Source organism: Cellulomonas sp. GTC20042 (assembly GCF_055389595.1).
In genome coordinates, this window is record NZ_AP043678.1 from 2,512,497 (window position 1) to 2,527,290 (window position 14,794).

Here is a 14,794-nt window from a genome sequence, read left to right on the forward strand (position 1 = left end):
TGTGCGTTCTGGTGCATTACCGTCAACTCCAGTCACACGAATCACACCAGTCACATCGGTCACTCGCACACCACCCCACGAACCGCAGAGGTCACCATGACGACGACCGCCACCGCCACCGTCGAGGACGACGCCGCCCCGCGCCCCGCCCGGGGTCGCCGCCTCGCCACCAGCACCGGCGCCACGCTCGCCATCGCCGCCGTCGGTCTGACCGCCACCGCGGGCGCCGCGCACGCCGACGAGCAGTACACGGTCCGCTCCGGTGACACCGTCAGCCACATCGCCGCCCGCTACGGCACCACCGTGTCGGCGGTCCGCAGCGCCAACGGCCTCGACGCGCGCGCCTTCATCCGCGAGGGCCAGCGCCTGACGATCCCGACGCAGGCGACCTCCTCCCCCGCCGTCGCCGCCGCCCCGGCCGCCGCCGCGGGCAGCCACGCCGTCGTCTCGGGCGAGACGGTGTCCTCGATCGCCAAGCGCTACGGCACCACCGTCGCCGCGATCGTCTCCGCCAACGGCCTGGACTCCCGCGCGTTCATCCGCGCCGGCCAGACCCTCACCATCCCCGGAGCGACCACCAGCGCCGCGACCACGACCACCGCCGCCACCACGACCTCGGCCGCCGGCAGCCACGCCGTCGCCTCCGGCGAGACGGTGTCCTCGATCGCCAAGCGCTACGGCACCACCGTCGCCGCGATCGTCTCCGCCAACGGCCTGGACTCCCGCGCGTTCATCCGCGCCGGCCAGACCCTCACCATCCCCGGCGCGACCACCACCACGGCGGCCGCCACCACGACGACCACCACCAGCAACCTGGTCGGCAACACCTTCGCCGGACGCACCTACGCCCCGGCCGTCGTCGCCTCGGCGAACCAGAACAAGGCCGCCCTGCTGTCGATGAGCGTCCCCTCGGCCGCCCAGATGCAGGCCAAGGTCGCCGACACCGCCCGCGCGATGGGCGTGGACGCGTCGCTGGCGCAGGCCATCGCCTTCCAGGAGTCCGGCTTCAACCACACCGCGGTCTCCCCGGCCAACGCGATCGGCACCATGCAGGTGATCCCGTCCTCCGGCGAGTGGGCGTCCCAGCTGGTCGGCCGTCAGCTCAACCTGCTCGACCCCGACGACAACGTCGTGGCCGGCGTGGCGATCCTGCGCTCGCTGCTGAAGTCGTCCGGCGGCGACCTCCCGACGGCCATCGCCGGGTACTACCAGGGGGCGACCTCGGTGAAGAAGAACGGCATGTTCGCGGACACCCGGCGCTACGTCGCGAACGTCCAGACCCTCATGACGCGCTACTGAGCGCGCGGATGCCCGGTCCGCGCCGCCCCCGCCCGTAGAATGCGGGCCGTGGGAGCCACCGTCACCGACCCGCTCGTCGGCCGCCTGGTCGACGGGCGCTACGAGGTCGTACAGCGCATCGCGCGGGGCGGCATGGCCACGGTGTACCTCGCCGTGGACCGCCGCCTCGACCGCGACGTCGCGCTCAAGGTCATGCACCCCCACCTCGCCGAGGGCGGGGCGGGTGCCGACTTCGTCGCGCGCTTCCGCCGGGAGGCCCGCGCCGCCGCCCGCCTGACCCACCCCGGCCTGGTCGGCGTCTACGACCAGGGGCTCGACGGCGAGACGTCCTACCTGACCATGGAGTACGTCGACGGGGTCAACCTGCGCCGGCACCTCGCCGAGCGCGGGTCGCTGAGCGTCGGCGAGACCCTGCGGGTCGCGGAGCAGGTGCTCGACGCGCTGGCCGCCGCGCACCGCGCCGGTCTGGTGCACCGCGACATCAAGCCGGAGAACGTGCTGATGGCCGCGGACGGCCGGGTCAAGCTCGCGGACTTCGGTCTGGCGCGCGCCGTCACCGAGGTCACCTCGACCACCACCGGCACCGTCTTCGGCACCGTCGCCTACCTCGCCCCCGAGCTGGTGGTGCGCGGCGAGAGCGACGTGCGCACCGACGTCTACGCCGCGGGCGTGCTGCTGTACGAGATGCTCACCGGACGGCAGCCCTTCACCGGCGAGACGCCGATCCAGATCGCGTTCCAGCACGTCAACTCGGACGTCCCGGCGCCCTCGGACTCGGCGGCGTGGATCCCGGTCGAGATCGACGAGCTGGTCAGCGCCCTGGCGGCGCGCGACCCGGAGGACCGGCCCACCGACGCCTCCGCCGCGCTCGCCCTGCTCCGCCGCACCCGCGAGGCGCTGGACCCGGCCACCCTGGACCGACGCACCGACGTCGCGCCGACCGTCGTCCTGCCCGCCGACACCGACGACGCCGAGACCGGTGCCTCCGAGGTCGACGCGTCCGAGCCCGAGGACGGCGACGAGGACGCGGCGGTCGACACCGACGCCACCACCCGGATCGACGCGCTGCACGCCGGTCGCACGGTCGCGCTGCCGATCGGTCTGGGCGAGCACGGATCCGGGAACGGTGCGGTCGTCGCCACGATCGACGCCCCGCCGCGCCGCAGCCGGCGCCGGCTCGTCGCCTGGATCGCCGCCGCGGTGCTCCTGGTCGCGGCCGTCGCGGGCGGCTCCTGGTGGTACGCCACCGAGGGCCCCGGCGCGTTCACCACCGTCCCGGAGATCGCCGGGCTGACCCAGGCGGACGCCGAGGCGGCGCTGGACGAGGCCGGGCTGGACCACACCGCGCAGGACGGCTTCTCCGACGACATCGCGGTGGGATCGGTGATCAGCTCCGACCCCGGTGACGGCGAGAGCGTCCGCAAGGACGGCTCGGTGACCCTGACCGTCTCCGTCGGCCCCGACGTGGTCGACCTGCCCGCCGGGCTGGTGACGATGATGCAGGACGACGCCGCGGCCGCGCTCACGGCCGCCGACCTGGTCGCCGGCTACGAGCCCTTCGACACCCAGGCCGACTGGGACGACACCGCGACGATCGGCTCCGTGCTGCGGGTGGTCGACGAGGACGGCAACGACATCCCCGAGGGCACCAAGGTCCCGCGCGGCTCGACGGTGTACCTGATCCTCTCCGACGGCCCCGCACCGGTCACGGTGATCTCGGTGGTCGGCGCGACCCTGGAGGACGCCACGGAGCAGCTCGGCGAGAGCGGGCTCAAGGTCACCTCCGAGGAGGTGTTCAGCGACACCGTCGCCGCCGGTGCGGTCGTGGCGCAGGACCCGGGCAGCAACGCCGAGGCGCACCGCGGGGACACCGTGCACCTCCAGGTCTCCAAGGGCCCGGAGCTGATCGAGGTGCCGAGCGTGTTCGGCAACTCCTACGACGACGCCAAGGCGACGCTGGAGGGCCTGGGTTTCGTGGTGGTCCGCGAGAACGTCTTCGCCTCCCCCACCGGCCGGGTGCTCTCGCAGAGCGTCAGCGCCGGCGAGAGGATCAAGCGCGGCACCCAGATCACCCTCAAGGTCGTCTGACCCCGCAGCGGACGCCCCCCGGCAGCACGAACGGCGCCCCGCGAGATCTCTCGCGGGGCGCCGTTCGTGCCGAGCGCGGTCTCAGCGCCGCAGCAGCTCGACCACCTGGAACGCGAGCTCCAGCGACTGCTGGTGGTTCAGGCGCGGGTCGACCAGCGTCTCGTAGCGCCGGGCCAGGCCCTCGTCGTCGATCTCCTCCGCGCCGCCGAGCACCTCGGTGACGTCGTCGCCGGTGAGCTCGATGTGCAGGCCGCCGGGCACGGTGCCCAGCGCGCGGTGCACCTCGAAGAAGCCGGCGACCTCGTCCATCACGTCGGAGAACCGCCGGGTCTTGTAGCCCGAGGCCGAGGTGATGCCGTTGCCGTGCATCGGGTCGCACACCCAGGTGACCGGGCGTCCGTCGGCGGTGATCTTCTCCACCAGGCCGGGCAGGCGGTCGCGGATCTGGCCCGCGCCCATCCGGGTGATGAAGGTGATCCGGCCGGGCTCGGCGCCGGGGTTGATCTTGTCGATCAGCCGCAGCGCGTCGTCCGCGGTCGAGGTCGGGCCGAGCTTGATGCCGATCGGGTTGTGCACGCGGGAGAAGTAGTCCACGTGCGCCCCGTCGAGCTGACGGGTGCGCTCCCCGATCCACAGGAAGTGCGCCGAGCAGTCGTACGGCAGGCCGGTGCGCGAGTCGATCCGGGTGAGCGGCCGCTCGTAGTCGAGCAGCAGCCCCTCGTGGCTGGAGTAGAAGTCCACGGTCCGCAGCGCGTCGAAGTCCGCCCCGCAGGCCGCCATGAACCGGATGGCCCGGTCGATCTCGGCGGCGATCTCCTCGTAGCGCGAGTAGGCCGGGTTCTGCGTGAACCCCCGGTTCCACTCGTGCACCCGCAGCAGGGACGCGAAGCCCCCGGTGGTGAACGCGCGGATCAGGTTCAGCGTGGACGCCGACGTGTGGTACGCCTCGAGCAGCCGCTCCGGGTCGGGCGTGCGGGCCTCGGGCGTGAACTCGAAGCCGTTGATGATGTCGCCGCGGAACGCGGGCAGCGTGACCCCGTCGCGGGTCTCCTCCTCGGAGGAGCGCGGTTTGGCGTACTGCCCGGCCATCCGGCCCATCTTGATCACGGGCAGGCTGGCGCCGTAGGTGAGCACGACCGCCATCTGCAGGACGGTCATGATCTTGCCGCGGATGTTGTCCGCGGTGGCCTCGGCGAAGGTCTCGGCGCAGTCGCCGCCCTGCAGCAGGAACGCCTCACCGCGACCGGCGGCGGCGAGCTGGGCCCGCAGCGCGTCGGCCTCGCCGGCGAACACCAGCGGGGGCAGCCCCGCGAGGCGGGCCCCGACGCGGGCGAGCGCGTCGGGGTCCGGCCAGGCGGGCTGCTGGGTGACGGGCAGGCTCCGCCAGGCGTCGAGCCCCTGGACGACGGCCGGGTCTGCCTCGACGCTCACGAGTGGCTCGCGGGCACCAGCGGCTGGCCGATGTCCTCCAGGAGGGCGCCGAACCAGGGCTGCGTGACGTCGAAGGCCTTGCCACCGGCGATGCGCGGGAACGCGATGGCCTTGAGGCGGTCGCCGTCCTCCTCGTCGTGGCCGATCACGCCGGACTCGCCGCGCAGCGCGCACTCGACGGCCAGGTCGGTCATCGACTTGATCAGGCGCAGGTCCTCGGCGTTGGCCGCGGCGGCACGGGAGTAGTAGCCGGACTTCTGGACCATGGTCTTCTCGGCGCCGAGCTTCTCCGCGAACTGCTTCGCGAACCACTGGCCCGGGTTGATGGTGTCCAGCTTGACGTGGCCGAACGGGTCGCGCGGCACCTCGGCGCCGGAGGCCTCGAGCTGCTCGACGATCTCGTGCATGCCCGCACCCTCCGACAGGAAGATGTTGACGTTGCCCTGCTCGTCCATGATCGTCTTGAGGCGCGCGGCCTCGGCGTCGATGTCGATCGCCAGCTCGGGCAGGAACACCGCGTGGATGTCCCAGCGCTCCCGGGTCAGGCCGAGGGCCGGGGCCCACTCCTGGGCGTCGAGCCACGTGCGGTACGCGGAGGCGGAGGCGGCGGTCAGCCAGCCGCAGTGCCGGCCCATGACCTCGTGCACGATCAGCATGCGCGGGCCGGAGCGGTGCTCGCCGATGACGTTCGCGGCGAAGCCGGCGGCCTCCTCGGCGGCGGTCCACGCGCCCAGCGACTGCTTGATCGGCACCACGTCGTTGTCGATGGTCTTCGGCAGGCCGACGACGGTCAGGCCGTAGTCGTTCTCGGCCAGGTAGGCGGCGAGGTCCGCGGCGGTGGTGTTGGTGTCGTCGCCACCGATGGTGTGCAGGACGTCCACGCCGTCGGCCTTGAGCTGCTCGGCGGCGACCTGGAGCGGGTCCTGGCCCTCCTGCACGAGCCCGCGCTTGACGCAGTCGGCCGCGTTGGTGAGCTTGACGCGCGAGTTGCCGATCGGCGAGCCGCCGAACTTGTGCAGCACGCCGGCCTGGGCGCGGGCCTCGGGGCCGATCACGATCTTGTCGCCGCGCAGGAGGCCGTAGTAGCCGTGCTCGTAGGCGATGATCTCGATCTCGGGCGCGATCTCGGTGTACCGCTCGATCAGGCCACCGACGGCCGAGGACAGGCACGGAGCGAAGCCACCCGCGGTCAGGAGCGCGACGCGACGAACCGACATGAGAAACACCCTTCGTAGATCAGCACGGCTGGGCGATCCCCAGCCCGGAACAGCACAGCGTCAGTGAAGGTCAGGTCCCACCAGGGGACCCGGGCCCTTGGTCCGGGGTGCGGGCGCGCGAGGCGTCCCGCACCGGGGGTCATCCTACGGAACGCCCCGGCTCGTCCTCCGGCGGGACCGGAACCTGGACATCGGGGACCGCGCGGCCGCCGGGGGCGCTCGGCGCCGGGGCGTCGGGGCCGCTCGCGGCGGGGTGGCCGGTGGCGATCCGGGCCTTCTGGGTCGCGGCGTAGATGTCCACGTACTCCTGGCCGGACAGGCTCATCAGCGAGTACATGATCTCGTCGGTGACCGAGCGCAGGATGAACCGGTCGTTCTCCATGCCCTGGTAGCGGCTGAAGTCGAGCGGCTCGCCGATCACGACGCCGATCCGGCGCGGGCGGGGCAGCCGCTGGCCGAGGGGCTGGGCCTTGTCGGTGTCGATCATCGCGACCGGGATCACCGGCACGCCGGCCTCCAGCGCGAGGCGCGCGACACCGGTCTTGCCGCGGTACAGCCGGCCGTCGGGGCTGCGGGTGCCCTCGGGGTAGATCCCGAACAGGCCGCCCTCCTCCAGGCGCCGCAGGCCGGTGCGCAGGGCCGCCTCGGAGGCCTTGCCGCCGGAGCGGTCCACCGGGATCGTGCCGACGCCGCGCATGAAGCCCGCGACCAGCCGGCCCTTGAGTCCGCTGCCGGTGAAGTACTCGTTCTTGCCGATGAAGACGATCTCGCGGTCCAGCACCAGCGGCAGGAAGAACGAGTCGATCACGGCGAGGTGGTTGCTGGCGAGGATCGCTCCCCCGCTGCTGGGCACGTTCTCGGCGCCGCGGACCCACGGGCGGAACAGCAGGTGCAGCAGCGGACCGACGAGGACCCGCTTCATGAACCAGTAGAACAACCTGCCACCTCTCGCCCTCGTCGTCACGGGACTCCCGCGACGCTCGGTCCGACCGACTCTAGAGTGCTGCCATGGCACCGCGTCCCGACCTGCCCGACGACGATCCCACCGACCGGTCCGTGCCGGGCGGCGATCACGTCAGCGACGAGCAGTGGGCCGCGATCGTCGCCGACCTGCGTGGCGACCTCGACCCCACCGGACCTGATCCGACCGGTGCCGACGACGGCACGGCCGGCGAGCCCGACCCTGCACGGACGACGTCCGGTCCCGCCGTAACCTACCCCGTCGCGCCGTGGGTCTCAGAACGGCGCGTCGTGCGACCTGCACGCCGACCCGGCTCCGACGAGGACGAGGCGGTGCCGCCGGAGCTCGCGGGCGCCCGGGACTGGGACGCCACGGCGCAGATGGACGAGGCCGAGCGGCGGGTGGACGCCGAGGAGCACTTCGTGCCGGAGGACCCGGGCCCGGTCCTCGGCGGCGACCCGCTGCTGACGATGGCCTGGCTGGCGGTCGGCGGGATCCCGCTGTTCTGGCTGGTGATGGTGATCGCGTGGCGCGACGCCCCGCGCACGGTGCTGCTCGCCTCCGGCGTGGTGTTCCTGCTCGGGCTGGCGCTGCTGCTCTGGCGGATGCCGCACCGGCGCGGCGACGGCGGCACGGACGACGCCGACGACGACGGGGCCGTGGTGTAAGCGCTGCGCACAGACGACGGCGCGCACGACGAGGGGCGGCGGACCGTGCTGGTCCGCCGCCCCTCGTGCGTCATGCCGGGGCGAGCCCCGGGGGTGGCTCAGCGGCGGGCGAGGTCCGCCGCGCCGACGATGCCCGCGTCGTTGCCCATCGAGGCCAGCGCGAGCGGCGCCTCCGGGCGGTGCCCGCGGGCGGACAGCTGCTCCTGGAAGCCGCGGCGCGCCGGGGCCAGCAGCAGGTCGCCGGCGGCGCTGACGCCACCGCCGATCACCACGATCGCCGGGTCGAGCAGCGCGGCCACGGAGGCCGAGCCCTCGCCGATCCACCGGCCCAGCTCGGCCAGCAGCTCGACGGCCAGCGGGTCGCCCTCCTGGGCGGCGCGGGTGACGTGCGGACCGGTGAGCTCCTCGGCGTCGCCGCCGGCCAGCTCCAGCAGGCGGGTGCCGCGCTCGGGCTCGGTGATCAGGGCGGCCTGGGCGTCGCGCACCAGCGCCGAGCCGGAGGCGTACTGCTCCCAGCAGCCCTCGTGGCCGCAGCCGCAGTAGTGGCCGCCGGGGACCACGCGCATGTGGCCGACCTCGGCCGCCACGCCCCAGGCGCCGCGGACCAGGTTGCCGCCGACGACGAGCGCGCCGCCGAGGCCGGTGCCGATGGTCAGCATGAGCATGTCCTGCACGTCGCGCGCGGCGCCGAAGCGGAACTCGGCCCAGCCGGCGGCGTTGGCGTCGTTCTCGACGACGATCTTCACGTCCTCGCCGAGCTCCTTGGCGACGATGTCGCGCAGCGGGTGGTCGCGCCAGGGCAGGTTCGGGGTGAACAGCACGGTCGACTGGTCGGAGCCGATGAAGCCGGGGGCGGCGAGGCCGATCGCGCCGACCTCGTGCTGCTCGATCAGCTCGCGGCACGCCTCGATCACGCCGTGGTCGACGCTGTCCGAGTCGCGGGGGTCGGTGTCGCGACGCGTCTTCGCGATGATCCGGCCGTCCTCGTCGACGACACCGGCGGCGATCTTCGTCCCGCCGATGTCCACACCGATGGCGTGCATGCTTCCCTGCTTCCGCGTGATGGTCCCGACCGTGCACGAGGGCTCCCGGCCCTGCCCGGTGGACCCGGGTGGCGCGTCCGCGACGGAGGCGGCGCTGCGCAGGTGCGCGCTCGTGCGCCCCCACGCTAGCGCGTCGAGGTCCCAGGCTCTGAATGCGCTCCCATGCCGGAAGGTGCCCACAACGCCCGGACCCGCACCACGAGCGGGTGACGACGCGACAGACCCCCTGCGGGTAGGACCTAGGTCCCCTATGCTGCGAGAGTCCTTCCACCTCTGACAACGGAGCCAGAACATGGAAGAGTTCCGCACTCCCCTGCTCGTCGAGGCCGCCCCCGACGAGAACCTGCTGGACCTGCTCGACGCGCGCGTGGCCGCCACCGGCGACGGCCCGCTGATCGAGTTCAAGACCCCCGGCACCGGCACCACCTGGACCACCGTGTCCGCGAGCGCCTTCGCGGCCCGGGTGCAGGCGGTCGCGCGCGGGTTCGTCGCGCACGGGGTCGCGCCCGGCGACCGGGTCGGGATCATGTCCCGCACCCGCTACGAGTGGACGCTGCTCGACTGGGCGCTGTGGACGGCCGGCGCGGTGCCCGTGCCGGTCTACGAGACGTCCTCGGCCGAGCAGGTGCACTGGATCCTCACCGACGCCGACGTGACGCTGCTGGTGGTGGAGACCGCCGAGCACGCCGCCACCGTCGCCGAGGTCCGCCCGGAGGCCCCGCACCTGCGCGACGTGCTGGTGATCGACGAGGGCGCCGTGGCCGCGCTGGAGGCCGCCGGGGCCTCGGTGCCCGCCGCCGAGATCGCCGCCCGGCGACGCTCGGCCGCACGCGACGACCTCGCCACGCTGATCTACACCTCGGGGACCACCGGGCGGCCCAAGGGCGTCGAGCTGACCCACGGCAACTTCTCGATCCTCGCCCGCAACGCCGTCGAGGGGCTGCACGAGGTGGTGAGCACGCCGGGTGCGCGCACGCTGCTGTTCATGCCGCTGGCGCACGTCTTCGCGCGGTTCGTCGAGGTGCTCTGCATGCCGGCCGGCGCGGTGCTCGGGCACACCCCGGACACCAAGACGCTGCTGGTCGATCTGGCCGAGTTCCAGCCGACGTTCATCCTGTCGGTGCCCCGGGTGTTCGAGAAGGTCTACAACTCCGCAGAGCAGAAGGCCGCCGCCGGCGGGAAGGCGAAGATCTTCCAGTGGGCCGCCCGCACGGCCATCGCCTACTCGCGGGCGCTGGACGAGGGCCGTCCCGGGATCGCCCTACGCGCGCAGCACGCCCTGGCCGACCGGCTGGTGTTCCACAAGCTGCGCGAGGCGATGGGCGGCCGGATCGAGTGGGCGATCTCCGGCGGCGCCCCGCTGGGCGAACGGCTCGGGCACTTCTTCCGCGGGATCGGCGTGCGGATCCTCGAGGGCTACGGCCTGACCGAGACCACCGCCCCCGCCACCGTGAACATGCCCGCCCGCACCCGGATCGGCACCGTCGGCCCGCCGCTGCCCGGCACCGCCGTCCGGATCGCCGCCGACGGCGAGGTCGAGGTGCAGGGGCCGCAGGTGTTCCGGCAGTACCACCGCAACCCGGTCGCCACCGACGAGGCCCTGCACGACGGGTGGTTCCGCACCGGCGACCTCGGCTCGCTCGACGACGACGGCTACCTGCGGATCACCGGGCGCAAGAAGGAGATCATCGTCACCGCCGGCGGCAAGAACGTGGCCCCCGCGGTGCTGGAGGACCGGCTGCGCTCGCACCCGCTGATCAGCCAGGTGGTCGTGGTGGGCGACGGGCGCCCGTTCATCGGCGCGCTGGTCACCCTGGACGCCGAGGGCCTGCCCGGCTGGTGCGCCGCCCACGGCCGCCCGGTGCTCACCGTCGAGGAGGCCGCGCACGACCCGGAGGTGATCGCCTCGATCGACAAGGGCGTGGAGCGCGCCAACAAGGCGGTGTCCCGCGCGGAGTCGATCCGCCAGTACCGGATCCTCGACCGCGACCTGACGATCGCCAGCGGCCACCTGACGCCGAAGCTCAGCGTCCGGCGCACCCACGTGCTCAAGGACTTCGCCACCGACGTCGAGGCGATCTACACCGCCGAGCACACCGGCTGACGGGTTCCTCGGCGGGGTCGACGCGGGCATCATGGTCCGCGTCGACCCCGTGAGGAGCGCCCGTGACCAGCAGCGCCGTGCCCAGCAGCCCCACGCCCGACCCGGTGCTGCCCGGCAGCAGCGCCGCGGTGGCCGCCGCCCTCGCCGCTGCCGGGGTGCCCGGGCCCGTGCAGGTGCTGCCCGGTGCCGCCCGCACCGCCGCGCAGGCCGCCGAGGCGCTGGGCTGCGCGGTCGGGGCCATCGCCAACAGTCTGGTCTTCTGGTGCGACGACGCCCCGCTGCTGGTGATGACCAGCGGGGCGCACCGCGTCGACACCGCGGCCCTCGCCGCACGCACCGGGCGCGGGACGCTGCATCGCGCCACCCCCGAGCAGGTCCGGGCCGCCACCGGCCAGGCGATCGGCGGGGTCGCTCCCGTCGGGCACCCCGCGCCGCTGCCGACGCTGGTGGACGAGGCGCTGCTCGCGTACCCGACGGTCTGGACCGCCGCCGGTCACCCGCACACGGTGGTGCCGATGACGGTGGACGACCTGGTGCGGATCACCGGCGGGACGCTGGTGCGGGTCGACAGCTAACGCGCCGCGCGCGGGCGGGCGGCGCGCGGGGTGCGGGCGGGCGGGGTGCGTGCGGCGCTGCGTGCCGCGGGGGTCAGAGGCGGCCGAGGCGGGCGATCAGGGTCGCCGAGGGCAGCACCCGGGCACCCGCCGCCTCCAGGTCCGAGCCCAGCGCGCGATCGGTGGTGACCGCCAGCACCACCCGCCCGGCCGGCTCGGCGCGCACCAGCCGACGGATCAGGTCGTCCGCGATCTCCCCCTGCGAGAACAGCACCCGCACCCCGCGCGGGGTCGTCGGCGCGCGCCCGGTGCCCTCGACGTCCTGCCCGTCGAAGCAGCAGGTGACCTCCGCGCCGGTGCGTCCCGCGAGATTCGCCAGCCGCTCGGTCAGCCGGCGCCGCTGCTCCGCGAGCGACTGCTCCGGCCACGCCAGCTTGGTCACGTTGTAGCCGTCGACCACCAGGTGCGCCCGGGGCATCGCCAGCAGCTCGTCCAGCAGCGCCGGGTCGTCCGCCGACCGTCCCCGCGACGTCGCCCGGGGGCCGGGGGCGCCGGGAGCGGGCGCCGGGGCGACCAGGTCGGCGGGCATCCGGCCGGCGGGCGGCAGCGCCAGCTCCTCGCGCAGGGCCGCGCCGGCCTCCACCACCGTGTCCAGCAGCAGCCGCACCCGCACCTCGGCCAGGTCGCGCAGCACGGCGGCGTCCTCACGGGCGGCCCGGGCGATGTCGTCGGCGCGGCGTCGGTCCTCGTCGGCCCCGGCGCGCACCCGTGCGGTCTCCGCGTGCACCCGCTCCGCGGCGGCGGCCACGTCGGCGGCGTGGGCGGCGGCACGGCGGGCCTCCGCGCGGGCCCGGTCGGCGTCGGAGCGCAGCCGGCGCAGCTCCTTGCGCAGCGCGGCCACCTCCGCCTCCGCGGTGTCGGCACGCTCGCGCTCGGCGGTGACCAGGGCGGCCAGGCGGTGCAGCTCGGCGTGGTCGGGGGCGGTGGCGGTGGTCGGGGCCGCGGTGGTGGCCGTGGCCGGGTCGGCCGTCGGGTCGTCCGCGGTGGGCGGGACGAGGGCGGCCAGGCGGTGCTGCCAGCCCTCCGGGCGCAGCAGGAGCAGCCCGACCCCACGGGTCACGGGGTCCTCGGCCCCGGTCGGCGCCGCCGCCGGTGCGCGGTCGTCCCCGTCGGCGCCCGGACCGTCGTCCGCCGCGTCCGCGCGAGAGGCGACCACGCCCTCGGCGAGCACGTCGACCGCCGCCTCCGGGTGCGCCTGCGACCACGCGCGGGCCACCCGCGCCCGGAAGGCGTCGTCGGAGCCCAGCGCGTGCCAGATCCGCCCCGCACCCGCCTCGGCGCGCCGGCGCGGCGCGAACCGGCGCACCGCCGCGAGCGCCACCGGCACCGCTGCGGGGTCCAGGGCGCCGAGCACCTCCGCCGCCAGCCGGACCGCCGCCGACCGCACGACCTCGGGCACCGCGTCGGGCGCGGGGACGGGGTCGGTGGGCTGCATGCGCGCCACCCTACGGCGCGGGCGGGGCCGGACGGCCGTGTCGGACCCCGCGGCTAGCGTGCGCGGCATGGTCTCCCTGCCCTCCTCCACCCCTGGCGGCGCCGCCGACGCGGGTTCCGGGCGACCGCTCGCCGGTCCGGGGCGGTGGTCCGGGCTCACGCCGCCGCGGCCCGATCTCGCGCAGCTGCAGGTCGGTCGACCGGTGCAGGTCACCCTGGACGACATCGGCACGCCGCTGCACGAGGTCACCTTCGTGGTGGTCGACCTGGAGACCACCGGCGGCTCCCCCGCGGGCTCCGCGATCACCGAGATCGGCGCGGTCAAGGTGCGCGGCGGGGAGGTGCTCGGCGAGCTGCAGACGCTGGTCGACCCCGGCGGGCCGATCCCGGCGACGATCCAGGTGCTCACCGGCATCACCACGGCGATGGTGATCGGCGCCCCGCGGATCGAGGAGGTGCTGCCCTCGTTCCTGGAGTTCGCGCGCGGCACCGTGCTCGTCGCGCACAACGCCCCCTTCGACATCGGCTTCCTCAAGGCCGCCGCCGCGCAGACCGGGCACGCCTGGCCGGGCAACCCGGTGGTCGACACCGTCCGGCTGGCCCGCCGCGTGGTCACCCGCGACGAGGCGCCGAACCACAAGCTGAGCACCCTGGCCGGCCTGTTCCACGCCTCCACCACCCCCGAGCACCGCGCGCTGGCCGACGCCCGTGCCACCGTCGACGTGCTGCACGCCCTGCTCGGCCGGCTCGCGCCCCTCGGCGTGACCCACCTGGAGGACCTGGCCACCGCCGCCGACCCGGTGCCCTCCGACGTCCGGCGCAAGCGCCACCTGGCCGACGGCCTGCCCGACGCCCCGGGCGTCTACCTGTTCCGCGGCCCGAAGGACGAGGTGCTCTACGTCGGTACCTCCACCTCCCTGCGCAAGCGGGTGCTCACGTACTTCACCGCCGCCGAGAAGCGCCGCCGCATGCGCGAGATGGTCCGGCTGGCGCAGGCGGTGACCCCCGTGGTCTGCGCGACGCCGCTGGAGGCCCAGGTGCGCGAGCTGCGGCTGATCGCCGAGCACTCGCCCCGCTACAACCGCCGGTCACGGTCCCCGGAACGCATGCCCTGGGTGCGGCTGACCGACGAGCCGCACCCCCGGCTGTCCGTCGTCCGCGAGGTGAAGGAGGGCGCCACCCACATCGGGCCCTTCGCCTCCCGCGCCGCCGCGCAGCAGGCTGTCGAGGCCTTGCAGGACGCCTTCGCGGTGCGCCGCTGCGCCGGGCGCCTGCCCGCAGTCCCCGCCGACGGCGCCTCGGCATGCCACCTGGCCGAGATCGGCCGCTGCCCGGCCCCCTGCGTGCGCCCCGAGGGCGTCGCCGAGCACGACGCCGTGGTGGACCGGCTGCGCGCCGCGATGACCGGGGATCCCGCCGCCGTGGTGGACGCGCACGCCGTGCACCTGGCCCGGCTGACCGCGCAGGAGCGCTTCGAGGAGGCCGTCGGCGTCCGGGACCGGCTCGCGGCCTTCCTGCGCGGGGCGGCCCGCTCCCAGCGCCTGACCCCGCTGTCCACCTGTGCCGAGCTGTGCGCCGCCCGGCGGACCGACAAGGGCGGCTGGGAGGTCGTCCTCGTGCGGCACGGCCGGCTCGCCGGCACCGCCCTCGTGCCGCCGCGCACCGACCCGCAGCCCGCGATCGACTCGCTGCGCGCCACCGCCGAGCACGTGCCCGCCCCGGTCGCCCCCGCCACCGCCGGTCACCCCGAGGAGGCCGACCTGGTGCTCGCCTGGCTCAGCCGCCCCGGCGTGCGGCTGGTGGCGGTGAGCCAGCCCTGGTCCATGCCGATCCGCTCCGCGCAGGCCCGCACCGACCCCGCCGAGGCCGTAGGGGCGGCGCAGGCGGGACCGGTCGGCCCGTCGACCGCGTTCACCCCCGCCGACGCGGCATGAT

11 protein-coding genes are annotated in these 14,794 nt (G+C 74.7%); 6 read left to right on the top strand and 5 right to left on the bottom strand.

From position 1 onward, the window contains the following. The first annotated feature begins 96 nt into the window (after positions 1-96). A complete protein-coding gene (locus ACZ5HG_RS11665) occupies positions 97-1,299 on the top strand; it encodes a lytic transglycosylase (RefSeq protein ID WP_464176395.1) in 1,203 nt (400 codons plus the stop codon). A 39-nt stretch (positions 1,300-1,338) separates the two neighbouring features. Continuing rightward, positions 1,339-3,387: a Stk1 family PASTA domain-containing Ser/Thr kinase gene (gene pknB, locus ACZ5HG_RS11670; RefSeq protein WP_464176397.1), complete on the top strand. Its 2,049-nt coding sequence runs from the start codon at positions 1,339-1,341 to the stop codon at positions 3,385-3,387. Positions 3,388-3,468: 81 nt separating this feature from the next. Here the strand turns inward: pknB and ACZ5HG_RS11675 are convergent, their stop codons facing one another. The 3 genes from ACZ5HG_RS11675 to ACZ5HG_RS11685 all read right to left on the bottom strand — a co-directional run bounded on the left by ACZ5HG_RS11675 (position 3,469) and on the right by ACZ5HG_RS11685 (position 6,972). After that, complete coding sequence (locus tag ACZ5HG_RS11675; RefSeq protein ID WP_464176400.1) at positions 3,469-4,818, bottom strand: class II 3-deoxy-7-phosphoheptulonate synthase; 1,350 nt, start codon at positions 4,816-4,818, stop codon at positions 3,469-3,471. Further along, positions 4,815-6,035, bottom strand: coding sequence for a pyrophosphate--fructose-6-phosphate 1-phosphotransferase (locus ACZ5HG_RS11680; RefSeq protein WP_464176402.1), 1,221 nt, complete (start codon positions 6,033-6,035; stop codon positions 4,815-4,817). The genes ACZ5HG_RS11675 and ACZ5HG_RS11680 overlap by 4 nt, the downstream gene beginning before the upstream one ends. Before the next feature lie 139 nt (positions 6,036-6,174). Beyond that, positions 6,175-6,972: a lysophospholipid acyltransferase family protein gene (locus ACZ5HG_RS11685; protein ID WP_464176404.1), complete on the bottom strand. Its 798-nt coding sequence runs from the start codon at positions 6,970-6,972 to the stop codon at positions 6,175-6,177. Between the two features lie 71 nt (positions 6,973-7,043). On the opposite strand from ACZ5HG_RS11685, the gene ACZ5HG_RS11690 reads away from it, so the two are divergent. Then, positions 7,044-7,664: a hypothetical protein gene (locus ACZ5HG_RS11690; RefSeq protein WP_464176406.1), complete on the top strand. Its 621-nt coding sequence runs from the start codon at positions 7,044-7,046 to the stop codon at positions 7,662-7,664. Positions 7,665-7,762: 98 nt separating this feature from the next. On the opposite strand, the gene ACZ5HG_RS11695 is transcribed toward ACZ5HG_RS11690, so the two are convergent. Next, the gene (locus tag ACZ5HG_RS11695) at positions 7,763-8,707 is read right to left on the bottom strand and encodes an ROK family glucokinase (protein ID WP_464176408.1); all 945 of its coding nucleotides are present in this window, start codon (positions 8,705-8,707) and stop codon (positions 7,763-7,765) included. Between the two features lie 292 nt (positions 8,708-8,999). Between ACZ5HG_RS11695 and ACZ5HG_RS11700 the strand changes: the two genes are divergently transcribed. Together ACZ5HG_RS11700 and ACZ5HG_RS11705 are read left to right on the top strand one after the other, a co-directional pair. Continuing rightward, positions 9,000-10,811 (top strand): AMP-dependent synthetase/ligase, encoded by a 1,812-nt coding sequence (locus tag ACZ5HG_RS11700; protein ID WP_464176411.1) that lies wholly within the window; start codon positions 9,000-9,002, stop codon positions 10,809-10,811. Between the two features lie 62 nt (positions 10,812-10,873). Further along, entirely contained in the window at positions 10,874-11,386 is a 513-nt protein-coding gene (locus ACZ5HG_RS11705) for a YbaK/EbsC family protein (protein ID WP_464176413.1), read from the top strand. A 73-nt stretch (positions 11,387-11,459) separates the two neighbouring features. On the opposite strand, the gene ACZ5HG_RS11710 is transcribed toward ACZ5HG_RS11705, so the two are convergent. Continuing rightward, complete coding sequence (locus tag ACZ5HG_RS11710) at positions 11,460-12,860, bottom strand: NYN domain-containing protein (RefSeq protein ID WP_464176415.1); 1,401 nt, start codon at positions 12,858-12,860, stop codon at positions 11,460-11,462. A 67-nt stretch (positions 12,861-12,927) separates the two neighbouring features. On the opposite strand from ACZ5HG_RS11710, the gene ACZ5HG_RS11715 reads away from it, so the two are divergent. Beyond that, entirely contained in the window at positions 12,928-14,793 is a 1,866-nt protein-coding gene (locus tag ACZ5HG_RS11715; protein WP_464176417.1) for a DEDD exonuclease domain-containing protein, read from the top strand. The last annotated feature ends 1 nt before the right edge of the window (position 14,794 follow it).